The organism is Aquisalimonas asiatica, from assembly GCF_900110585.1.
GTDB classification, from domain to species: domain Bacteria; phylum Pseudomonadota; class Gammaproteobacteria; order Nitrococcales; family Aquisalimonadaceae; genus Aquisalimonas; species Aquisalimonas asiatica.
The window spans coordinates 955,202-976,343 of record NZ_FOEG01000001.1 but is presented as its reverse complement, the minus strand read 5'-3'; the positions used below and the strand labels follow the sequence as shown (position 1 = coordinate 976,343).

The window sequence follows — 21,142 nt, the reverse complement described above, 5'->3', positions numbered from 1 at the left end:
GAATACCCCACCGGCGCGCCGCGAGCGAAGATCGGCGAATCGAGCCGGGGTCGCCGGTCAGCAGTGCTCGTCCAGGAACGTCTGCGCTTCATCGAGCCGCGCTTCCCGTTCCTCCGGCTCCAGGATCTGGACGTCGCCGTCTTCCGTCTGCACCCGGCGCACCGATTCGTCGGCATAGACTTCCGCATTGTGCCGGGCGTCCTCGCACGCTTCGGCCAGCACGCCTTCCGGCTGCTCTTCATCGGCCCCGGACTCCTCCTCGACGGCCGGTTCGTCCGAAGGCCCCGAGTCCGCCTGGTCGTCGTCCGTTGCCGGTTCCTCGGGTTGGCTTGCCGGCCCCGGGGCGCCGTCCAGGCGTTCGGCATCCACCTCGGGGGGAGGGTTTTCGCCGAAGTGGACGTGGCCGTCGTCGTCGGTCCACTGGTAGATGCCGGCACTGGCGGTCGTCGCCACCAGCAGGGCCAGGCTTGTGAAGATCAGTCTGTTCATGGGTCTATCAACTCCTTGTCGCCTTGACGTCCCTGGTGATCCACAGTAATTTTGCCCCCTTTCACCGGTTCCCGGGCAAGGGCTGCGGTGTGCGTCGCCGGCCGTAACAGGTGGCGCCCCTGGCGGTTTGCCCGTGGGCTGTTTCTCATGCGTTTGCCACTGCCGTCGGGCGCCTTGGCCATGTCGATCCGCTGCGGTCTGTCAGGCCCCGCGGCGGGAACGCTGGACGGATTCCTGGATTTATGCGGCACATCATATCCATCCTGGTCGAGAACGAGTTCGGTGCCCTGTCCCGGGTGGCCGGCCTTTTCTCGGCGCGGGGCTACAATATCGAATGTCTGACGGTGGCGCCCACCGACGATCCTACACTTTCGCGCATGACGCTGGTGACGATCGGCGACGACAGCATCATCGAACAGATCATCAAGCAGCTCAACAAACTGCTGGATGTGGTGAAGGTCATGGACATGACCGAGGGCAGCCATATCGAGCGGGAGATGATGCTGGTCAAGGTGGCTGCGTCCTCCGGTGAGTCCCGGGAAGAGATCAAGCGCCTCAGCGATATCTTCCGTGGCCGCATCCTCGACGTGACGGAACGCATCTACACCGTGGAGCTGACCGGGAACAGCGCCAAGCTCGACGCCTTCATCGACACGCTGGGCCACAACACCATTCTCGAGGTGGTGCGCTCTGGCGTGATCGGGATTTCCCGGGGCGAGAAACACCTGCGGGTCTGATCGGCACACTGGACAGCCGCGACCCGACTCAACGCGACGAATTCAACCTGACTGTAACGGGGGCAGAATGAAAGTTTACTACGATAAGGACGCCGACCTTTCCATCATCCAGAACCGGAAGGTGGCCATTATCGGCTACGGCTCGCAGGGTCACGCCCACGCGAACAACCTGAAGGAGTCCGGTGCCTCCGTGGTGGTTGGTCTTCGTGAAGGCTCCGCGTCCGCCGAGAAGGCGCGCGCCGCCGGCCTGGATGTGGCCAGCGTCGAAGAGGCCACCAAGCAGGCGGACTTCGTCATGATTCTCACCCCGGACGAGCACCAGGGGCGGATCTACAGCGACAGCATCGAGCCCAACCTGAAGAAGGGCGCCACCATCGCGTTCGCCCACGGTTTCAACATCCACTACGGCCAGATCGAGCCGCGCGCCGATCTGGACGTGGTCATGGTGGCACCGAAAGGGCCGGGCCACCTGGTGCGTTCCACCTATGTCGAGGGCGCCGGCGTGCCCTGCCTGGTGGCGATCCAGCAGAACAGCTCCGGTCAGGCGAAGGAAGTGGCCATCTCCTATGCCTCCGCCGTGGGTGGCGGCCGCGCCGGCATCATCGAGACGTCCTTCCGTGAAGAGACGGAAACCGACCTGTTCGGTGAGCAGGTGGTGCTGTGTGGCGGTCTGACCGCGCTGATCCAGGGCGGCTTCGAGACCCTCACGGAAGCGGGCTACAGCCCCGAGATGGCGTACTTCGAGTGCCTGCACGAGGTGAAGCTGATCGTGGATCTGCTCTACGAGGGCGGTATTGCGAACATGCGCTACTCCATCTCCAACACGGCGGAGTACGGTGATTTCGTCAGCGGTCCCCGCGTGATCAACGAGGAGTCCCGCAAGGCGATGAAGGAAATCCTGCAGGACATCCAGGATGGCACCTTCGCCCGCGACTTCATGCTGGAGAACCAGGCCAATGCGCCGACCCTCAAGGCGCGTCGCCGGATCGCCCGCGAGCACTCCATCGAGGTGGTGGGCGAGAAGCTGCGGGACATGATGCCCTGGATCCGCCAGAAGCAGCTGGTGGACCGCAGCAAGAACTGAGTGCCACGGCCGGGCCCGGCCCCTGCAACGGGGGCCGGGGCCGCTTCGGGCCCCTTGGCCCGACCGCATCTATGTTATTGTCGGAGCCTGCCGACATTGCTTTCTCCAGCTGAGCGGATCGACCCGGCATGGCCGTAGAGCAGCAACCCAAAAGACGGCGGGGCATTTATCTACTGCCCAACCTGTTCACCACCGCAGGCCTCTTCTTCGGTTTCTTCGCCATTATCTCCGGCATCAACGGCGAGTTCCATCTGGCGGCCATCGGGATCTTCGTGGCCATGGTCATGGACGGGCTGGACGGCCGGGTCGCGCGCCTCACCAATACCCAGAGCGATTTCGGTGTGCAGTTCGACAGCCTGTCGGACATGGTCTGCTTCGGTCTGGCGCCGGCACTGATCATGTATCAGTGGGCCCTGGGTGATCTGGCCGGGCTGGGGACCATCTGGAGCAAACTGGGCTGGATCGGCGCTTTCACGTATGCCGCCTGTGCCGCCCTGCGTCTGGCCCGCTTCAATACCCAGGCGGGGGTGGCCGAGAAGCGCTACTTCCAGGGGCTGCCAAGCCCGGCGGCAGCGGCCGGGCTTGCGAGCATGGTGTGGTTCGGGACCTCGCTCGGGTTCGACGGCAGCGCCGCCAAGGTGTTTGCCCTGATGATCACGGTCGGGGCGGGGCTGCTCATGGTCAGCAACTTCCGTTACTACAGTTTCAAGGAAGTGGACTTCCGCTACCGTGTCCCCTTCATCTTTCTTGTGGCACTGGTGGTGGTCATCGCCTTTGCCTCGGTTCATCCGCCGCTGGTGCTCTTCATCGGGTTTCTTGTCTACGCGCTCTCCGGCCCCGGCATGACGCTCGTGCAGCGGCGGCGCCAGCGGGTTGGTGCGCGCCGGGGACCGTAATGGACAACCGCCGGTTGCAGCTGTTGCAACGCATGGGAGTGGACGTCTGGGTGCGCCGCGAGGCGGAGGCACAGGGCGACCCGGTGCCCGACGTCGGGGAACCGGAGCCGGTAACGCCGGTCACCGCGACCGCGGAGGAGGCGTCGCGCCCCGGGGCCCCTGCCGCTGACACCGCCCCCGCCCCACCCGACGCCACGGCCGAAACCGGCATCGAGTCCATGGACTGGGAGGCGCTGGCGGAGTCCGTGGCCGGCTGTACCCGGTGTTCCCTCTGCGAAAGCCGCACGCGCACGGTCTTCGGCGTTGGCCGCCGGGACGCCGACATTCTCGTGGTCGGTGAGGCGCCCGGTGCGGAGGAGGATCGCCAGGGCGAGCCTTTTGTCGGGCGTGCCGGGCAGTTGCTGGACAGCATGCTGCGGGCGCTGGGCTATGGCCGGGAACAGGTCTTCATTGCCAACATGCTGAAGTGTCGTCCGCCCCGGAATCGCGACCCGGATCCTCGGGAGGTGGAGGCGTGCCGGCCCTACCTGGCGCGTCAGATCGAGCTGGTCCAGCCCGCTGTCATCCTGGCGGTGGGCCGTATCGCGGCGCAGAACCTCCTGGGTGACGAACGCCCGCTGCGCATGCTCCGCCGCCAGGTCCATACGCTGCAGACCCACGCCACCCCGGTGGTGGTGAGTTATCATCCGGCGTATCTCCTGCGCTCGCCGGCCGACAAGGCCAAAGCGTGGGACGACCTCAAACGGCTGCGCGAGCTGGTGCCCGCGCGATCAGGTGAAGGGGGAACGGCATGAATGCGGTGGTGACCGCGGAATCGCCGGAAATGCGCCGAATGCGCGAGCACGACGTGCCGGAGGTGCTGGCCATCGAGCGCAGCGCCTACGCGTTTCCCTGGACCGCGGCCGTGTTCCGTGACTGCCTGCGCGTCGGCTACGGGTGCTGGGTGCTCCTGAACGAGGGGCGTGTCTCCGGCTACCTGGTGATGTCGGTGGTGGCCGGTGAGGGCCATGTGCTGAATCTGTGTGTCGATCCGGCCTGCCACGGCCGCGGGTTCGGCCGCCAGTTACTGGAGTCCGGTATCGAGCATGCCCGGCGCCTGGGGGCGGAAACGGTCTTTCTGGAAGTGCGCCCGTCCAACCGTCGGGCGGTGGATCTTTACTACCGCAACGGCTTCTGTGAAGTGGGTGTGCGCCCGCAATACTACCCGGTCGCGGGTGGGCGGCGAGAGGATGCACTGATCCTGGCGCGAGACCTCGGGAGTGTGTCGCAGGCCGGCCAGGGTGATGTGCACGGGGACAGTGATGGATGAGGGAGTGGACATGAGTGACCACGATGGCGAGCAGCGCAAGCCGACAGTCTGGGAAGTCGTCCAGAGCGTGCTGGCGGGAGCGCTCGGCGTCCAGACCAACGAAGCCCGCAAGCGGGATTTCAAGAGCGGCAGCCCGATGCCTTACATCATCGGCGGTGTGATCTTCACCGTGGTGCTGATCGTGGTGCTTGTGGTGGTGGTCAACGTGGTGCTGAGCAGCGCCGGCGTCTGAGCGGCTCCGGCGCGGCGTGCCGGGGGCGGCGGAACGCCGCCCCCGGGTGGTCCTTACAGCCGCTCGATGCGTGCGTACTGGTCGTCAAGCTGTTGCAGGGTGGCGCGCCGGTCGTCCTGACGCTGGCGCTCCTGCTCCACGACGCTGGCCGGCGCTTTCTCCACGAAACTGCTGTTGGCCAGCTTCTGCTCGGTTTTCTCCAGTTCCTTGCGAACCTTGGCGCGCTCCTTGTCCAGCCGGGCCAGTTCCGCATCCTTGTCGATCAGCCCTTTCATGGGCACGAGGATCTGCATCTCCCCCACCAGGGCGATGGCGGCTTCCGGCGGCTCGTCGTTGCTCTCCAGCCACTGGATGCGCTCCAGCCGGGCGAGGTGGCTGACGAACACGCCGTAGTCGTCCAGTCGGCGCCGATCGTCTGCACCGCCCTTGTTCAGCAGCACCGGCAGGGCCTTGTTGGGGGAGATGTCCATTTCGCCCCGGATCCGGCGCACACCGAGGATGAACGTCTGGATCCAGTCCACGTCGGCCTCGGCCGCGGTGTCCTTCAGGGTGTCGTTCTCGACCGGGAAGGGCTCCCGCATGACCGTGGGGCCGGCCTTGCCGGTAAGCGGGGCGATGCGCTGCCAGATCTCCTCGGTGACGAACGGGATCATGGGGTGGGCGAGGCGCAGCACGGTCTCCAGCACGCGCACCAGGGTCTGGCGCGTCCCCCGCCGCAGGGCGGCGTCGTCGGATGTCTGCAGGACGGGCTTGGAGAGCTCCAGGTACCAGTCGCAGTATTCGTTCCAGATGAATTCGTATAGCGCCTGGGAGGCCAGATCGAGCCGATAGGCGTCGATGTTGCGGTTGACCTCCTCGATGGTGCGCTCCAGCCGTGAGCGGATCCAGCGATCGGCCACGCTGTAGCGCACGTCGGCGGTGGCGTCGACACCGCAGTCTTCGCCTTCCGTATTCATGAGCACGTAGCGGGCGGCGTTCCAGAGCTTGTTGCAGAAGTTCCGGTAGCCGTCCGCGCGCCCCATGTCGAAGACCACGTCGCGGCCGGTGGTGGCCAGCGAACAGAAGGTGAAACGCAGCGCGTCGGTGCCGTGGGAGGCAATACCGTCGGGGAATGCCTTGCGGGTCGCCTTGTCGATCTTCCGGGCGAGCTGGGGCTGCATCATGCCGGAGGTGCGTTTCTCCACCAGGGATTCCAGGTCGATGCCGTCGATGATGTCGATGGGGTCGAGCACGTTGCCCTTGGACTTGGACATCTTCTGGCCTTCGGAGTCACGCACGAGGCCGTGGATGTACACCTCCCGGAACGGCACGTCGTCCATGAACTTCATGCCCATCATGATCATGCGGGCAACCCAGAAGAAGATGATGTCGAAGCCGGTGACCAGCACGCTGGTGGGGTAGAACGTGCGCAGGGCGTCCGTGTCCTCCGGCCACCCCAGGGTGGAGAAGGGCCACAGCGCCGATGAGAACCAGGTGTCGAGCACGTCTTCGTCCTGGGTCAGGCTGACATCCCGGCCGTGGTGGGCACGCGCCTTTTCGTGGGCGGCCGCCTCGTCGCGGGCGACGAAGATGTTCCCCTCGTCGTCGTACCAAGCCGGAATGCGATGACCCCACCAGATCTGACGGGAGATGCACCAGTCCTCGATGCGGCGCATCCACTCGAAGTAGGTGTTCTTCCAGTTGTCGGGGACGAAGCGGATACGGCCGTCCTCGACCGCCTCGATGGCGGGCTTCGCCAGCGGCTCAGCGCGGACGAACCACTGATCGGTGAGAAACGGCTCGATCACCGCGCCGGTGCGGTCTCCACGGGGGACCATGAGCGTGTGTTTCTCGGTGGCGGCCAGCAGGCCTTGCGCGTCCAGGTCGGCGACAATGCGTTCGCGTGCGGCGTAGCGGTCCAGCCCCTGATACGCCGCCGGTGCATTGTCGTTAATGTGCGCGTCTTCCGTGAGGATGTTGATCTGTTCCAGGTCGTGGCGCTTGCCGACCGCGTAGTCGTTGAAATCGTGGGCCGGCGTGATCTTCACGCAACCGGAGCCGAACTCCGGGTCCACGTAGTCGTCGGCGATCACCGGGATACGGCGGCCGGTGAGGGGCAAGTCCACGGTCTGGCCGATCAGGTGCTGGAAGCGCTCGTCCTCCGGGTGCACGGCCACGGCGGTGTCACCCAGCATGGTCTCCGGCCGGGTGGTGGCGACGGTGACGTGCCCGCTGCCGTCGGTCAGCGGGTAGCGCATGTGCCAGATGTGGCCTTCTTCCTCTTCGGAGACCACTTCCAGGTCAGAGACGGCGGTAAGCAGCACCGGGTCCCAGTTCACCAGGCGTTTGCCGCGATAGATGAGGTCTTCGTCGAACAGGCGCACGAACACCTCGCGCACGGCGCGGGAGAGGCCGTCGTCCATGGTGAAGCGCTCGCGCGACCAGTCCACCGAGGCGCCCATGCGCCGCAGCTGCCGCGTGATGGTGCCGCCGGACTGCTGTTTCCACTCCCAGATGCGTTCCACGAACGCCTCGCGCCCGAGGTCGTGCCGGCTCTGGCCCTCGGCATTGAGCTGGCGCTCCACCACCATCTGGGTGGCAATGCCGGCGTGGTCGGTGCCCGGCTGCCACAGGGTATTGTGGCCATGCATGCGGTGATAGCGGGTCAGCACATCCATGATGGTGTCCTGGAACGCGTGCCCCATGTGCAGCGTGCCGGTGACGTTGGGCGGCGGGATCATGATGGAGTACGGCGTGCCTGTGCCGCTGGGGGCGAAGTGGTTTTCGTCTTCCCAGCGGGCGTACCAGCGCTGCTCGATCTGGTGAGGGTCGTACGTCTTGTCCATGCCTAGCCTTGTCAGTCAGTTGGTCGTCTCAGGAGTGTCCGCGTCTGTGTCGCCGTCGCGCCGGTCGAAGCCCAGGCTGTTGCGCAGTGTTGCCGTGCCGGCACGCAGCGCCCGTTTCCGCACCACCGGCAGGATCCGTTCGGCCCGGTACTGGAGGTCCATGGAGATAGACTCCGGCCACGCGGCGGCCAGGCCTTCTCTGGGGACCGGTCGGGTCGGCAGCCAGAGCCCCTGGGCGCGAAGCCGCTCGCCCGGTATGACCGCGTCCCTCAGCACGGGAATGCGCCGACGTCTGTTCATGTCTGCCCCACCTTGCGGTGCTCGGGTTCGATGCCCTGGTCGCGATACCAGCGAAAGCGTTGCCGTGCACTGCGTCGCACATCCGGGTCGTTGTCACCGATCTCCACGATGCGCTGGAAGGCCTTCGGTTCAGCCACCGGTTTGCCGGCCAGGTTCACCAGCAGGTCGCCGGTACCGTGCGAAGGTGCGTCGCCCGTGCCGATCAGGACCGGCTCGTCAGGCGCGCCAGGGCCGTCGATGGCGTGCGGAATGAAGCTGCGATCCCGGAATGTCCACAACAGCTCGTCCAGCGTCTGCGCCGTGCCGTCATCGTCCACACGCAGAAAAACGCGATGCCCGCGCTCACGCGCCTTGTCGGTCAGGCGGCAGGCGTAGACCAGCCGCGCGCGTGCGTCGTCGGAATCCAGGATGTGGAAGTCGACCTGAACCACGGCCTAGCGCTTCACACGATCAATGAGCCACTGGGCGAGCAATGGCACCGGTCGGCCCGTAGCGCCCTTGTGTTCGCCCGATTTCCACGCCGTGCCGGCGATATCCAGATGCGCCCAGCGGTATTTTCGCGCATAACGGCTCAAAAAACACCCGGCGGTAATGGTGCCGGCCGGCTGGCCGCCGATGTTGGCCATGTCGGCGAAGTTGCTCTTGAGCTGCTCCTGGTACTCGTCACCCAGAGGCAGCTCCCATGCACGGTCCCCGGCGCTCTTGCCGGCCCCGAGGAGCTCGTTGACCAGCCCGCCGTTGTTGCCCATCAGGCCGTGGGTGTGGTGGCCCAGGGCGACGATGGCGGCGCCGGTCAGCGTGGCGATGTCCACCACCGCCGCGGGGTGGAAGCGCTCGGCATAGGTGAGGGCGTCGCACAGCGCCAACCGGCCTTCGGCGTCGGTGTTGAGGATCTCGATGGTCTGACCGGACATGCTGGTGACGATGTCCCCGGGCTTGATGGCCCGACCGTCGGGCATGTTCTCCGCCGCTGCCACGATCCCCACCACGTTGATGGGCAGGCCCAGCTCCGCGACCGTCTGCATGGTGCCGAACACGCTGGCGGCGCCACACATGTCGAATTTCATCTCGTCCATGGCCGCGGAGGGCTTGAGCGAGATGCCGCCGGTGTCGAAGGTGATGCCCTTGCCCACCAGGGTGTACGGCGCGCTGTCCTCGTCGCCGCCACGGTAACGGAACACGATCAGGCGCGCCTCTTCCTGGCTGCCGCGGGACACGGCGAGCAGGGCGCCCATGCCGAGTTCGTCCATGGTGTTCTCGTCCAGCAGCTCCACTTCCAGCCGCGTATGGCGCGCGGCGAGATCCACCGCCTGTTCGCCGAGGTGCCGGGGCGTGCAGTAGTTCCCGGGCAGATTGCCGAGATCACGGGCGGCGTTCATCCCGCGGCCGATTGCCGCCCCTTCCAGCGCGGCCTGTTCGCCGTCGGCCAGCTCCCGGCGGCTGGGGACGCTGAACGTCATCCGCCGCAGGTTCAGCCGGGCGGATGGTTGCTTATCCGTCTTGAGGCGGTCGAAGCGGTACTGCAGCGTTTCGATGGTGCGGGTCGCGGTGCGGATGCGCCAGAAGATGTTGCGCCCCTTCACGCTGATCTCGGGCAGGTAGCAGGTGGCTTCCACGGCACCGGAGTTGCGCAGCGCCTCCGCCATGGTCTCGACGGCCTTGATGTAGGCGCGATCATCGCAGTCGCGCTCCCGGCCAAGACCCACGAGCAACACCCGGTCACAGACGAGCTCGGAAATCCGGTGGAGCATGAGTGCCTGGCCGGCGCGCCCGTCCATGTCGCCGCGCCGGACCAGCTGCGACAGATAGCCATCGCAGGCCTGGTCGAGCTGGGCCGCGGCGCTGGAGAGGCGCCGGTTCTCGAAAACACCCACGACCACGCAGGCTGAACGCTGCTTCTCCGGATTACCGCTCTTGACGGTGTAGTCCATGTGCAACTCCTCGGCCGCTGCCTTGTCCGTGAACACAACCGCGATGTAGTTCTGAGACGCGCGTCGCCCGGCCCCGGCTGGTATGCTCGGGGGCCATTCGTTAACGTGCGCGCCGGGCAGTCTAACGCAGATTTTCCCGAGAATCCCGGGTGCCACCGTTGCAGAGGAGAGGGTCCGGCTTGGGGCTTTCCATCGTCAGTCGCTACCTGATCAGGGAGATCGCACAGGCCTGGCTGGCGGTCACGCTGGTGCTGACAGCCGTGCTCTTCACCAACCGGCTGGTGCGATATCTGGGCGACGCGGCCAGCGGCAGCCTTCCCGGCGACATGGTGCTCCAGCTCATGGGGTACAAGGCCCTGAGTTATCTGGCACTGGCCATTCCCGGCGCTTTCTTCCTCGGTATTATCCTGGCGCTGGGCCGGCTGTACCGAGACAGCGAGATGGCGGCTCTCGGCGCCTGCGGGATTGGTCCCCGGGAGCTCTACAAGGCGCTGATCCTGCTCGCCGCCCCCCTGGCGCTGTTGATCGCCTGGCTGGCGCTGGAGGTGGGCCCCTGGGCGGCGCGCGAGGGGCGCGAGGCGGAGCAGCTCGCCAGCGAGGCGGTGGAGATTCAGGCCATTCGTCCCGGCCGGTTCATCCAGTCCGGGCAGGCGGACGGTATGTTCTACATCGAGCGCTTCTCGGAAGACGGTGAGCGCATGCGCAACGTCTTCCTGCAGACCCGCCAGGGCGGTGAGCAGATCCTGCTGGCCGCGAACGAGGGCTACGTGGAGGCAGACCCGGACACCGGCGATCAGTACCTGGTGCTGCTGGACGGGCGTCGCTACGACGGCGACCCGGGTGGCGGGCGCTGGCGCGAGTACGAGTACAAGGTCCATGGTGTCCGGATTGCGGAGGGCGAGCCGCCGGATGTGCGCGTGCGCCGTGACGGCATGCCCACCAGGGAGCTGCTGGCCTCGGACGATCTGCGGGACATCTCCGAGTTCCAGTGGCGGGTCTCCATGCCGATCATGGTGATCACCCTCGGGCTCATGGCCATCCCGCTCAGCCGCAGCTCGCCTCGGGATGGTCGCTACGGGCGACTGCTGCTGGCCGTGCTGGTGTATGCCATCTACTCCAACGGCCTGACCGTCAGCCAGGGCTGGCTCGAGGACGGCACCGTGCCACCGTGGATCGGGCTGTGGCCCGTGCACCTCCTGGTGGCTGCCATCGCCGTCGTCTGGCTGTCGCGCCAGTACGGCCTGCTGCGACCTCGACGCCGTCCGGACACCGGCGGGGAGGGCGCCACATGAGAATCCTCGACCGCTACATCGCGAAAGCGGTAATCGGTGGCAGCCTGACCGTGCTGATGATCATCGTCTCCATGGAGCTGATCTTCTCCTTCGTGGAGGAGAGCGGCGACATCGACGGTGAGTACACCGCCTTCCAGGCGCTGCTGCACGTGGGGCTGACCGGCCCGCAGCGCGCCTACGAGGCCTTCCCCATTGCGACGCTGATCGGCAGCCTCATGGCCCTGGGCGGCATGGCCGCCCGCTCCGAGCTGGTGGTCATGCGGGCCGCCGGCATGTCGGTGCTGAACATCGGACGGTCGGTGATGATTGCCGGGCTGCTGCTGGCGGCCCTGTCGGCCGCCATCGGCGAATGGGTGGCGCCACCGGCCGAGCGCGCCGCGCAGGACGTGGAGGCGCAGGCGCGCGGCGGCGACGTGTCCATGCTCAGCCGTGATGGTTTCTGGGCGCGCGACGGGCGGCGTTTCATTCGCGTGGGTGCGGCGCCGAACGCCGAGTTGCTGGAGGACGTACAGATCTATGCCTTTGACGAGCGCCGTGCACTGGAGCACGTGATCACCGCCAACCGCGCCGAGTTCCAGGGCGACGGCTGGCTGCTGCACGGCGTGGAACAGAGCCGGTTCGGTGGCAACGGTGTCGCCGTGGAGCGTGACGACACCTACCTGTGGGAGGCGGGCCTGCACCCGGATGTTCTCGACGTGGTGGTGGTCGACCCCCAGACGCTCTCCATGGCGGAGCTGTGGACCTACATCGGCTATCTGCAGCGTAACGACCTGGAGAGCGAGCAGTACGAGCTGGCGCTGTGGCTCAAGATCGGCACGCCGCTGGCCACCCTGACCATGCTGCTGCTGACCATTCCACTGGCGTTCGGAGCGCTGCGCTCCACCGGCGCCGGGCAGCGGATCTTCGTGGGGGTGATGATCGGCATCGCGTTCTACCTGTCGAACCGGCTGCTCAATCACCTGGGGCTGGTGTACGGCATCCCGCCCATGATCAGCGCGCTGCTGCCGACCATGGTCTGCCTTGCCGTCGCCATCTACTTCACGTCGCGGATTCGTTAGGGGAACACGGAATCAGTCCCGTCGCGCGCGGTGTTCGATCAGGGGGAGCGGGGCGTGGCCGGTTCGTGTACCAGCTGCGTTCCCGCCAGCAGATCGTGCCAGGCCGGCCTGCGCCGGCCACCCAGGCTCCACAGGAAGACGCCCACCAACGGGAGCCACGCGATTGCGGCAAGCCCGGCCGTGAAGCTCCAGAGGTAGATCAGAAACAGCGGCAGCCACGCCATCACTGCAGCGCCATAGCGCAGCGCCGCGTCGCGCAGGGTCACGGGCCGCCCGTCAGCGCGCAGCACCCGGAGCCGCCAGGAGCGCATGCCCAGGGTCTGTCCGCCGCGGGTCCAGCAGATGGCGAAGAAGCCGAAGACAACCAGCAGCAGGTACGCCTGGTAGAAGACGGTCCGGGGGCCCAGCCCGTCCAGCGCCTCGCCGCCCGTCACGGGTAACAGCAGTGCGGTCGCGGCCATGATGATGGCCAGCACCAGCATCGAGTCGTAGGTGAGCGACGCCAGTCGCCGCAGCAGGCTCGGTGCGGTTGCAGTGGCGGTCATAAGGTTTCGCGTCAGGCTGTGTTGGTCGGGAAGGGGTGAAAGTGGCGCTCCCACGGGGACTTGAACCCCGGTTTCCGCCGTGAGAGGGCGGCGTCCTGGACCGCTAGACGATGGGAGCGCGGTTGCTCTCGCGGGCGTCAAGGCAGTACGTGTCTGCATAGCGCCAGCGAGGGTGGTATTATACGCGCTCACTTCAACGGCTCAAGCTTGGACTCCGTGACAGAACAGGAACTGGATCAATTGCGGGCGCAGGTGCGCGTGATACCGCGCTCGGAGCATCAGATCTCGCGCAGCCAGATCAGTGACCACGCGCTCAAGGTGCTCTACCGGCTGAAGAACGCCGGATTCGAGGCCTACATGGTAGGGGGTGGGGTCCGCGATCTGTCGCTGGGGCGGGAGCCCAAGGACTTCGACGTGGCCACCGACGCGAAGCCGGAGGAGGTCAAGGATCTGTTCCGGAACTGTCGCCTCATCGGGCGGCGTTTCCGTCTTGCGCACGTATTCTTCGGGCGGGACATCATCGAGGTGGCGACCTTCCGCGCCCTCCACGACCCGGAGAACGGTGACGGCGACGGGGATGTGGCCATGGAGGATGGCATGATCCTCCGCGACAATGTCTATGGCACCGTGGAAGAGGATGCCCTGCGGCGCGACTTCACCATCAACTCCCTGTACTACAATATCGCCGACTTCTCCGTCGTGGATTTCGCCAACGGCATGGATGACCTGGAAGCGGGTCGCCTGCGGTTGATTGGTGATCCGGACGCGCGCTACCGGGAAGACCCGGTCAGGATGCTGCGTGCCGCGCGCTTCTCCGCCAAGCTCGGCTTCCAGATCAGCCCGGAGACGGGTGAATCCATCCCCGAGATGGCGCCGCTGCTTGCCAACATCCCCCAGGCGCGGCTGTTCGACGAGATCATGAAGCTGCTCATGGGCGGTGTCGGTGCCGAGACCTTCAGCGTGCTGCGCCGCTACGGGCTGTTCGAACAGCTCTTCCCGCAGACGGAAGCCGCATTGGCGGGGCCGTCGGGAGACGTGTGGGATCTGTTCATCCTGCGGGCGCTGGAGAATACCGATCGCCGGGTGAACGAGGACAAGCCGGTGACCCCCGCCTTCCTGTTCGCGGCACTGCTGTGGCCGAGTGTCAGCGAGCGCGCACAGGCGCTGGAGGCCGAGGACATGCACCCGACCCAGGCGTTGCAGGAAGCCATCGGTGAGGTGGTCGCGGCGCAGCTGGAGCGGGTTGCCATCCCCAAGCGGTTCAGTGTGCCCATGCGCGAGATCATGCTGCTGCAGCCGCGTCTGGCGCGTTTCCGTGGCAAGCGTGCGAACCGGCTGCTGAGCCATCCACGCTTCCGGGCCGCCTACGATTTCCTGTTGATTCGCGCCGCCGCCGGCGACGCGCCCCAGGAACTCGCGGACTGGTGGACGCAGGCGCAGGAAACCCCGGGCCAGCAGCCCCCGGCCCAGGACGCGACGGGCGAGGGCAAGCCGCGCCGCCGCAGACGCCGCCGGCGGCGCCGCGGCGGAGACCAGCCGGCGCCATCGGAATGAGTGGGGCCACCGTCACGGCCTGCATCGGGCTGGGCAGCAATCTCGATGGGCCGGCCGCCCAGGTCCGGCGGGCCGTTGATGCCCTGGCTGCCCATGACGGCATGCAGGTGACGGCGTGCTCGTCCCTGTATGCCTCGGCGCCCATGGGCCCTCAGGATCAGCCCGATTACATCAATGCCGTGGCTGTCGTGGAGACGGCGCTGACGCCATCGGAGTTGCTGGATGCGCTCCAGGCCCAGGAGGCGGCCCAGGCCCGTCGCCGCGACCGCCGGTGGGGTCCGCGGACCCTGGACCTGGACCTGCTCACGTACGGTGATGCGACGATCAGTACCGAACGGCTGCAGGTGCCGCACCCCGGCCTGCACCTGCGCGCCTTTGTGCTGTATCCTCTCGCCGAACTGGATCCCGCGCGCCGCGTGCCGGGCCTTGGGCCAGTGCAGGAGTTGCTTGCGGCATGTTCCGATGACGGTATCCGCCGCCTGGGCGATCACGAGAACGAGTGGAACCGCGCCTGATGAGTGAGCGCAATTATCCCGGCTATCTAGTGGTGGAGGGGCCGATCGGCGTTGGCAAGACCAGCCTCGCCCGGCGGCTCGCGGCCAGTTTCGGCAGTGAACTGCTGCTGGAGGGGGCGGACGACAATCCGTTTCTCGAGCGGTTCTATGCCAACCCGCGGGATGCGGCATTCCCGACGCAGATGCACTTCCTGATGCAGCGCGCCGAACAGCTTCGCGGTCTGCGCCAGGCGGACCTGTTCGAGACCACGCGCATCGCCGATTTTCTGTTCCAGAAGGACCGCCTGTTCGCGCAGCTTACCCTGAATGCCGACGAGTTCGACCTCTACCGCCGCGTCTACGACCATCTGGCGCCGGATGTGCATCCGCCGGATCTGGTGATCTACCTGCAGGCGCCCGTCAGTATCCTCATGGAGCGGATCCGCAAGCGGGGCATCGCCCATGAGCAGAAGATCGACGCCGAGTATCTCCAGCGGCTCAGCGATGCGTATGTGGAGTTTTTCCATCACTACGAGCAGGCGCCGCTCCTGATCGTTAATGCCGCCGAGATCGACCTGGTCAACAGTGACGCCGATTACGGCCAGCTGCTGGAGCGGTTGCAGACGGTTGGCAGTGGTCGTCACTTCTTCAATCCGGCACCGATTGGCTGAAGCCCGGATTCCGTCCCTGTGTGTTAGCGTCTGGAGTGCTTATGTACGCCGGTGAATCCCGTAAACGTCCCGTCACGGTGGCCTCGCTGGCCAGGATGAAGGCCGCAGGCGAGCCCATCGCCTGCCTGACCGCCTACGATTACTCCTTCGCGGCGCTGACGGACGCGGCAGGCATGGATGTCATTCTCGTCGGAGACTCCCTGGGCATGACCATGCAGGGGCGGGAGACCACACTGCCCGTGACCATGGAAGACATCATCTACCACGCCCGCTGTGTGGCCGCGGCCCGCCCGCGCGCGCTGCTCATGGTGGACATGCCGTTCATGAGCCATTCCACGGTGGACGACGCCCTGCGCAATGGCGCCCGGCTGATGAAGGAGGGCAACGCCCAGATCATCAAGCTGGAAGGCGGCCGCGAGCAGACCGAGGCGGTCAGCCGGCTCACAGGTGCCGGTGTGCCCGTGTGTGCCCACCTCGGCCTGCAGCCGCAGTCGGTCCACAAGCTGGGCGGCTACCGGGTCCAGGGCCGGGAAGCCGACGATGCCGAGGCCATGGTGGCGGATGCCCGGGCGCTTGCCGATGCCGGGGCCGATGCCATCCTGCTGGAGTGTGTGCCCGCTGCACTGGCCGCCCGCGTGACCCGCGAAGTGGACGTGCCCGTGATCGGGATCGGCGCAGGCGCCGACACCGACGGGCAGATCCTGGTGCTGCAGGACATCCTCGGCATCACGCCGGGCAAGACGCCGAAGTTCTCTCACAACTTCATGGCCGAGGCGGACACCATCCAGGGGGCGGTGGAAGCCTACGTGCAGGCGGTCCGCGATCACCGCTTCCCTTCGGCCGAACACAGCTTCTGAGTCGCCCATGGATACCTTTCACCAGATCGAGCGCATGCGCAATCAGGTCCGTCGCTGGCAGGCGGCGGGTGAGGTGGTGGGGTTCGTGCCCACCATGGGCAATCTGCACGAGGGGCATCTGCGCCTGGTCCGTCATGCCCGCCGCGTGAGCGACCGGGTGGTGGTGAGCGTGTTCGTCAACCCCACCCAGTTCGGCCCCGGCGAGGATTTCGACGCCTACCCCCGCACGCTGGAGGCGGACAGCGAGCACCTGCTGGCGGAGGGCGTGGACGCGCTGTTCGCGCCCACGGTGAACGAAGTCTACCCGCGCGGCCTTGACCATCTGGTGACGGTCCACGTCCCCGGGCTTTCGGACATCCTCTGCGGTGCCCACCGTCCCGGTCATTTCACCGGCGTGGCCACGGTGGTGTGCAAGCTCTTCGGCATGGTGGGGCCGGACCTGGCGGTGTTCGGGCGCAAGGATTACCAGCAGTTCCAGGTGATCCGGCGCATGGTCACCGACCTGAACCTGCCGGTGGAGGTGATCGGCTCCGAGACCGCGCGGGAGCAGGATGGGCTGGCGCTCAGCTCGCGCAATGCCTACCTGGAGCCGGCGCAGCGCGACACCGCGCCGGCGCTGTACCGGGAGCTGCATCGCATCGCCACGGCGCTCCGCGGCGGCGAGCGGGATTTCCTGCAGCTGGAAGCCGATGGCTGGAAGCATCTCACCCAGGCCGGTCTGGCACCGGACTACGTCAGCATCCGCCTGCGGGACAACCTGGCGGAACCCGTGCCGGATCTGCCCGCCAGCGCCTTCGTGGTGCTGGCCGCCGCGTGGTTGGGCCGCGCGCGCCTGATCGACAATATCGAAGTGGCCGACCTGGCGTCGTGAACGCCGGCGCAGGCGCGCTCATGAGCGCAGTCGCGCGACCATCTCCCGCACCAGCGGCTTCATGAAGTAGCTCTTCTCCGGGGCCAGATCCGCCGCCCGCCCGCGCGCGGCGAGCGCGTCCTCCACCACCGGACCGATGGCCGCCACCAGCGTGCGGCCCATGCCGCGTTCAAGTGCATCCCGGCAGTTGGCCCCCTCCGCGACCTCCCAGAGGCGCTGTACCTGGGACTTGCTGGTGAAGGCGATCACGTCGATGCTGCCCGCATCCAGGGCCTGGATCAGCTCCATGACGGCGGGATCGTCCCGGTCGGAGAGATACACGTAGGGGGCCACCGGATCCGCTTCGGCGCCGGCGTCGTGCAGGGCCTCCATGAGCGGGCGATTCGGCTCCTCGCCGTAGAGCTGCACGCCCACCCGGTGACCGTTCAGATCCAGCGCCGCCAGCGTGTCGATGACGCCGGCGCTGGTGGGTTGCTCCGAGAGCAGGTCGGGCTTGAGGCCGAGGGGGCGGAGCGCACGCCCCGGTTTCGGGCCGCGGGCGATGATGCGCGGATGGCTCAGCGCGGAGATGAACGCCTTGTGCTGGCCCCGTCGTTCGGCAAAGCCCAGCAGGCGGCGAAGTCCTTCGCCGGTGAGCAGGATCAGCTCATCCGGCGGGTTGTCGCAGAAGCGATCCAGCCATCCGTGCACCGCCTCTTCATCAGGGCTGTCGGCGATGCGTACCAGTGGGCACCGGAACGCGGCAGCGCCGCGCTCCTCCAGCATGCGGGCGAAGAGGTCCAGTTCACGGCTTTCCGGAACGGCGACCGTCAGACCCTCGAGTTCCTGCTCACTCACGAATGGTCTCCTTGTGGTTGATGGCGTTGCAGCGCCCAGGCGACGTGCTCCCGGACCAGCGGCGACGGATGGTCTCTGCGGTGGCGCAATGCCTCGATCACGGCAGGCCCGGAAGGCGCATTGCCCAGGGCGACGGCGAGGTTGCGTAGCCACCGCTCGTGGCCCAGTCGGCGAATGGCCGAGCCCTCCGTATTGCGCAGAAACGTCTGCTCGTCCCACTGGAACAGGGTGATCAGGCTGGCGGCGTCCAGGCCGTGGCGTGGGTGGAAGGCCGATTCGTCCGTGGGCCGGGCGAACTTGTTCCACGGGCACACCATCTGGCAGTCATCACAGCCAAAAATGCGGTTTCCCATCAGCGGGCGCAGCGACTCGGGGATGCTGCCCTTGTGCTCGATGGTCAGGTAGGACACGCAACGCCGGGCGTCGAGCTGGTACGGCCCGGTGATTGCCCCGGTGGGACAGACATCGATGCATGCCCGGCAGGTGCCGCAGTGGTCGGTGGCGGGGGTATCCACCGGCAGGGGCAGGTCAGTGTAGAGCTCGCCCAGGAAAAACCAGGAACCGGCCTGGTGGTTCAGCAGCAGCGTGTGCTTGCCGATCCAGCCGAGGCCGGCCTTCTCCGCCAGCGGCTTCTCCATCACCGGTGCACTGTCCACGAACACCCGGTATCCGGCGGAACCGGATGCGTCTTCGATCCGGGAGGCCAGCTGCTGCAGCCGCTTGCGCATGAGCTTGTGGTAATCGCGCCCGAGCGCGTAGCGGGAGACGAACGCGCGGGCGGGGTCGTTGAGGGTTGCATCGCCATCGGCGGCGGTGTCGGCGGGGTGGTAGTCCATGCGCACGCTGATGACCCGCCGCGTCCCGGGCAGGAGCTGTTCCGGGCGGGTGCGCTTGCGGCCGTGGCGGGCCATCCAGTCCATGTCGCCCTGCCGGCCCTCGGCCAGCCACTGATCCAGCCGCTGCTCCGCCGTCTCCAGCCGGGTGTCGGTAATCCCTACCTGCTGAAAGCCGAGCGCACGCGCCCAGCCGCGGATGTCCCCGGCAAGGGTCTGCAGGTCGTGGTCGGCCAGCGCGTGGTCGCTTGTCGCGTTCATGGGCGCCAGTGTACCGCGCCTCGGGCATGACGCCCCAGTGTCGACAAGGGGGCGACCATGGGCCGGCCGGGCGCCGGCAGGTATACTGCACCCCATGTCGACTCTGCCTCACGCACTCTATCGCCCCGAACAGGTGGCGGAAATGGATCGCCGTGCCATCCAGGACCACGGCGTCCCCGGGCTGGCGCTCATGGAGTGCGCCGGAGCCTCGGCCTACGACGCGCTGCGCGCCGCCTGGCCGGACCGGCGCCACCTGTGTGTTCTCTGTGGCGGTGGCAACAACGGTGGCGACGGCTACGTGATCGCCGAGCTGGCGCGTCGTGACGGGCTGGTCGTGGATGTGCTGGCGTTGTCCGACCCGGGGCGCCTGCGTGGTGATGCGGCCACGGTTGCCTCCCGATACGCGGTGTCCGGCGTGATTGCGCCGTTCCAGGGGGAGCTTCCCGATGGTTGTGACATGGTGGTCGACGCCATGCTTGGCACGGGCCTCCAGCGCCCGGTGGAGGGCGAATACCGGGAGGCGGTGGAGGCCGTGAACGCCAGCGGGCTGCCGGTGATGGCCGTGGATATTCCCTCGGGCATCCACGGTGGTACCGGTGCCGTGCTGGGAGCAGCCGTGCGCGCCGACGTGACGCCAACCTTCATCGGGCTGAAGGCGGGGCTCTTCACCGGCGACGGCCCGGGGTACGCCGGCAGGGTCGTCTACGATGGCCTGGATGTGCCCGCGGCAGTCTACGAGGGGATCGAGCCGGCAGCCCGGCGCACCGGTTACGACGGGCTGCGACATCGCTTCCCGCGGCGGGAGCGCACGGCACACAAGGGGCGCTACGGGCATGTGCTGGTTGTGGGCGGTGATGCCGGCATGGGCGGCGCCGCACTCATGGCCGCGCGGGCGGCGGCGCGATGCGGCGCCGGGTTGGTCAGTGTGGTTACACGGCGCGAGCACGCGCCGGGGTTTCTCGCCGCCCAGCCGGAGCTCATGGTACATGGCGAGGAGCAGCTCGCCGCGCTGTTGCAGCGGGCCAGTGTGGTTGTTCTCGGCCCGGGGCTGGGGCGTTCGGACTGGGGGCAGGCAGTCTACCGGGAGGCGCGTGGATTCCCCGGGCCCCAGGTGCTGGATGCGGATGCGCTCAATGCCCTGGCCGACGCGCCGGATCACCATGACAGCCAGGTGCTCACGCCCCACCCGGGCGAGGCCGGGCGCCTGCTGGGGCTGACTTCGGCACAGGTCCAGGAGGACCGGTTCGCAGCGGTGCACGCGCTCGGCACGCACTACGGCGGGGTCGCCGTGCTCAAGGGGGCCGGTACCCTCGTGCAGGGCGCGGACCAGCCGCCCGCCCTGTGTACCGACGGCAACCCGGGCATGGCCTCCGGCGGCATGGGCGACGTCCTCTCCGGGATCATCGGCAGTCTCATCGCCCAGGGTTTTTCGCCCGTTGATGCCGCCGAGGCGGGTGTCTGCCTGCATGCGGCGGCAGCGGACCGGGCGGCAGGGGCAGGGGAGCGCGGGCTGCTGGCCACGGATCTGTTGGTTGAACTGAGAGCGTTGCTGAATCCGTCATGACTGCACCGGTGGTGACCGACGAGACGACAGGCGAAGGCACGGTCTGGCTGCCGGAGGAGGCCGCCACCGCCCGCTTCGGTGCGCGACTCTGGCGCGTCTGGGGGGGTGAGCAGCAGTGTGTCATCCTGCTTGAGGGCGACCTCGGCGCCGGCAAGACCACGCTGGTGCGTGGCCTGCTCAGGGAGGCGGGGGAGCGGGGCAGCGTGCGCAGCCCCACCTACACACTGATCGAGCCCTACACGCTGGGGGCCCGGCGTGCTCTGCACCTGGACCTGTATCGGCTCGGTGACCCGGAAGAGCTGGAATTCCTCGGGTTGCGTGACGAGCTCGGGGCCGGGACGCTTGTGCTGGTTGAATGGCCGCAGCGGGGCCACGGTGCACTGCCCGGGGAAGACCTGGTCGTGAATCTGGCGCACGCCGGAGACGGGCGGCAGGCGGGGGTGTCCGCCCGTTCGATGCAGGGGGCGGCCATGCTCCGGGAGCTCGCCGGCGGATCGTGATT

Annotated in this window: 23 protein-coding genes and 1 tRNA gene; 15 read left to right on the top strand and 9 right to left on the bottom strand. The window is 67.3% G+C overall.

All coding sequences use genetic code 11. The features are described 5' to 3' along the window. Positions 1-57 precede the first annotated feature (57 nt). Positions 58-489, bottom strand: a complete 432-nt coding sequence (locus tag BMZ02_RS04595) for a DUF4124 domain-containing protein (RefSeq protein ID WP_091640263.1) — start codon at positions 487-489, stop codon at positions 58-60. 242 nt (positions 490-731) lie between these two features. Here BMZ02_RS04595 and ilvN point away from each other — a divergent pair, with 242 nt between their 5' ends. The 6 genes from ilvN (at position 732) to BMZ02_RS04565 (ending at position 4,747) form a co-directional block, all read left to right on the top strand. Next, positions 732-1,226, top strand: a complete 495-nt coding sequence (ilvN, locus tag BMZ02_RS04590; RefSeq protein ID WP_091640262.1) for an acetolactate synthase small subunit — start codon at positions 732-734, stop codon at positions 1,224-1,226. Between the two features lie 67 nt (positions 1,227-1,293). Next, the gene (gene ilvC, locus BMZ02_RS04585; RefSeq protein WP_091640260.1) at positions 1,294-2,310 is read left to right on the top strand and encodes a ketol-acid reductoisomerase; all 1,017 of its coding nucleotides are present in this window, start codon (positions 1,294-1,296) and stop codon (positions 2,308-2,310) included. Positions 2,311-2,438: 128 nt separating this feature from the next. Further along, positions 2,439-3,206, top strand: coding sequence for a CDP-diacylglycerol--serine O-phosphatidyltransferase (gene pssA / locus BMZ02_RS04580; RefSeq protein ID WP_091640259.1), 768 nt, complete (start codon positions 2,439-2,441; stop codon positions 3,204-3,206). After that, positions 3,206-4,000, top strand: coding sequence for a uracil-DNA glycosylase (locus tag BMZ02_RS04575; RefSeq protein ID WP_091640257.1), 795 nt, complete (start codon positions 3,206-3,208; stop codon positions 3,998-4,000). The genes pssA and BMZ02_RS04575 overlap by 1 nt, the downstream gene beginning before the upstream one ends. 38 nt (positions 4,001-4,038) lie before the next feature. Beyond that, positions 4,039-4,515, top strand: coding sequence for a ribosomal protein S18-alanine N-acetyltransferase (gene rimI / locus BMZ02_RS04570; protein ID WP_425425065.1), 477 nt, complete (start codon positions 4,039-4,041; stop codon positions 4,513-4,515). A 10-nt stretch (positions 4,516-4,525) separates the two neighbouring features. Then, positions 4,526-4,747 carry a DUF2970 domain-containing protein gene (locus tag BMZ02_RS04565; protein ID WP_091640254.1) on the top strand — a complete coding sequence of 74 codons (222 nt, stop codon included), beginning with the start codon at positions 4,526-4,528 and terminating at the stop codon, positions 4,745-4,747. Positions 4,748-4,800: 53 nt separating this feature from the next. On the opposite strand, the gene BMZ02_RS04560 is transcribed toward BMZ02_RS04565, so the two are convergent. The 4 genes from BMZ02_RS04560 to BMZ02_RS04550 are packed head-to-tail and all read right to left on the bottom strand — an operon-like array spanning position 4,801 to position 9,803. Continuing rightward, positions 4,801-7,572 (bottom strand): valine--tRNA ligase, encoded by a 2,772-nt coding sequence (locus BMZ02_RS04560; protein ID WP_091640253.1) that lies wholly within the window; start codon positions 7,570-7,572, stop codon positions 4,801-4,803. A 15-nt stretch (positions 7,573-7,587) separates the two neighbouring features. Beyond that, positions 7,588-7,872 carry a hypothetical protein gene (locus tag BMZ02_RS18725; RefSeq protein ID WP_139209142.1) on the bottom strand — a complete coding sequence of 95 codons (285 nt, stop codon included), beginning with the start codon at positions 7,870-7,872 and terminating at the stop codon, positions 7,588-7,590. Beyond that, complete coding sequence (locus BMZ02_RS04555; protein ID WP_091640251.1) at positions 7,869-8,303, bottom strand: DNA polymerase III subunit chi; 435 nt, start codon at positions 8,301-8,303, stop codon at positions 7,869-7,871. The genes BMZ02_RS18725 and BMZ02_RS04555 overlap by 4 nt, the downstream gene beginning before the upstream one ends. Positions 8,304-8,306: 3 nt before the next feature. Beyond that, positions 8,307-9,803, bottom strand: coding sequence for a leucyl aminopeptidase (locus tag BMZ02_RS04550; protein ID WP_091640249.1), 1,497 nt, complete (start codon positions 9,801-9,803; stop codon positions 8,307-8,309). 179 nt (positions 9,804-9,982) lie between these two features. Between BMZ02_RS04550 and lptF the strand changes: the two genes are divergently transcribed. Further along, on the top strand, positions 9,983-11,095 hold the full coding sequence (gene lptF / locus BMZ02_RS04545; protein WP_245753934.1) for an LPS export ABC transporter permease LptF: 1,113 nt from the start codon (positions 9,983-9,985) through the stop codon (positions 11,093-11,095). After that, positions 11,092-12,153 (top strand): LPS export ABC transporter permease LptG, encoded by a 1,062-nt coding sequence (gene lptG / locus BMZ02_RS04540; protein ID WP_091640245.1) that lies wholly within the window; start codon positions 11,092-11,094, stop codon positions 12,151-12,153. The genes lptF and lptG overlap by 4 nt, the downstream gene beginning before the upstream one ends. 38 nt (positions 12,154-12,191) lie before the next feature. Here lptG and BMZ02_RS04535 read toward each other — a convergent pair whose 3' ends face one another. Both BMZ02_RS04535 and BMZ02_RS04530 read right to left on the bottom strand, forming a co-directional pair. After that, the gene (locus tag BMZ02_RS04535; RefSeq protein ID WP_091640244.1) at positions 12,192-12,698 is read right to left on the bottom strand and encodes an RDD family protein; all 507 of its coding nucleotides are present in this window, start codon (positions 12,696-12,698) and stop codon (positions 12,192-12,194) included. A gap of 42 nt (positions 12,699-12,740) precedes the next feature. Continuing rightward, positions 12,741-12,816, bottom strand: a tRNA-Glu gene (locus BMZ02_RS04530). A gap of 98 nt (positions 12,817-12,914) precedes the next feature. On the opposite strand from BMZ02_RS04530, the gene pcnB reads away from it, so the two are divergent. From pcnB to panC, 5 genes are read left to right on the top strand one after another with little or no spacing between them, the layout of a single operon-like run. Further along, positions 12,915-14,252, top strand: a complete 1,338-nt coding sequence (pcnB, locus tag BMZ02_RS04525) for a polynucleotide adenylyltransferase PcnB (RefSeq protein WP_091640428.1) — start codon at positions 12,915-12,917, stop codon at positions 14,250-14,252. Further along, positions 14,249-14,767, top strand: a complete 519-nt coding sequence (gene folK / locus BMZ02_RS04520) for a 2-amino-4-hydroxy-6-hydroxymethyldihydropteridine diphosphokinase (RefSeq protein WP_091640242.1) — start codon at positions 14,249-14,251, stop codon at positions 14,765-14,767. The genes pcnB and folK overlap by 4 nt, the downstream gene beginning before the upstream one ends. Continuing rightward, a complete protein-coding gene (locus BMZ02_RS04515) occupies positions 14,767-15,417 on the top strand; it encodes a deoxynucleoside kinase (RefSeq protein ID WP_091640241.1) in 651 nt (216 codons plus the stop codon). The genes folK and BMZ02_RS04515 overlap by 1 nt, the downstream gene beginning before the upstream one ends. Positions 15,418-15,458: 41 nt before the next feature. Next, entirely contained in the window at positions 15,459-16,274 is an 816-nt protein-coding gene (panB, locus tag BMZ02_RS04510) for a 3-methyl-2-oxobutanoate hydroxymethyltransferase (RefSeq protein ID WP_091640239.1), read from the top strand. Between the two features lie 7 nt (positions 16,275-16,281). Further along, positions 16,282-17,145: a pantoate--beta-alanine ligase gene (panC, locus tag BMZ02_RS04505; RefSeq protein ID WP_091640238.1), complete on the top strand. Its 864-nt coding sequence runs from the start codon at positions 16,282-16,284 to the stop codon at positions 17,143-17,145. An 18-nt stretch (positions 17,146-17,163) separates the two neighbouring features. Here panC and BMZ02_RS04500 read toward each other — a convergent pair whose 3' ends face one another. Continuing rightward, positions 17,164-17,982: a uroporphyrinogen-III synthase gene (locus BMZ02_RS04500; RefSeq protein WP_245753932.1), complete on the bottom strand. Its 819-nt coding sequence runs from the start codon at positions 17,980-17,982 to the stop codon at positions 17,164-17,166. Continuing rightward, complete coding sequence (queG, locus tag BMZ02_RS04495) at positions 17,979-19,076, bottom strand: tRNA epoxyqueuosine(34) reductase QueG (protein ID WP_091640236.1); 1,098 nt, start codon at positions 19,074-19,076, stop codon at positions 17,979-17,981. Before queG ends, BMZ02_RS04500 begins: the two co-directional genes overlap by 4 nt. A gap of 94 nt (positions 19,077-19,170) precedes the next feature. Here queG and BMZ02_RS04490 point away from each other — a divergent pair, with 94 nt between their 5' ends. Both BMZ02_RS04490 and tsaE read left to right on the top strand, forming a co-directional pair. Then, a complete protein-coding gene (locus BMZ02_RS04490; RefSeq protein ID WP_091640234.1) occupies positions 19,171-20,640 on the top strand; it encodes an NAD(P)H-hydrate dehydratase in 1,470 nt (489 codons plus the stop codon). Further along, positions 20,637-21,140, top strand: coding sequence for a tRNA (adenosine(37)-N6)-threonylcarbamoyltransferase complex ATPase subunit type 1 TsaE (gene tsaE, locus BMZ02_RS04485; RefSeq protein WP_091640233.1), 504 nt, complete (start codon positions 20,637-20,639; stop codon positions 21,138-21,140). Before BMZ02_RS04490 ends, tsaE begins: the two co-directional genes overlap by 4 nt. Positions 21,141-21,142: the final 2 nt, after the last annotated feature.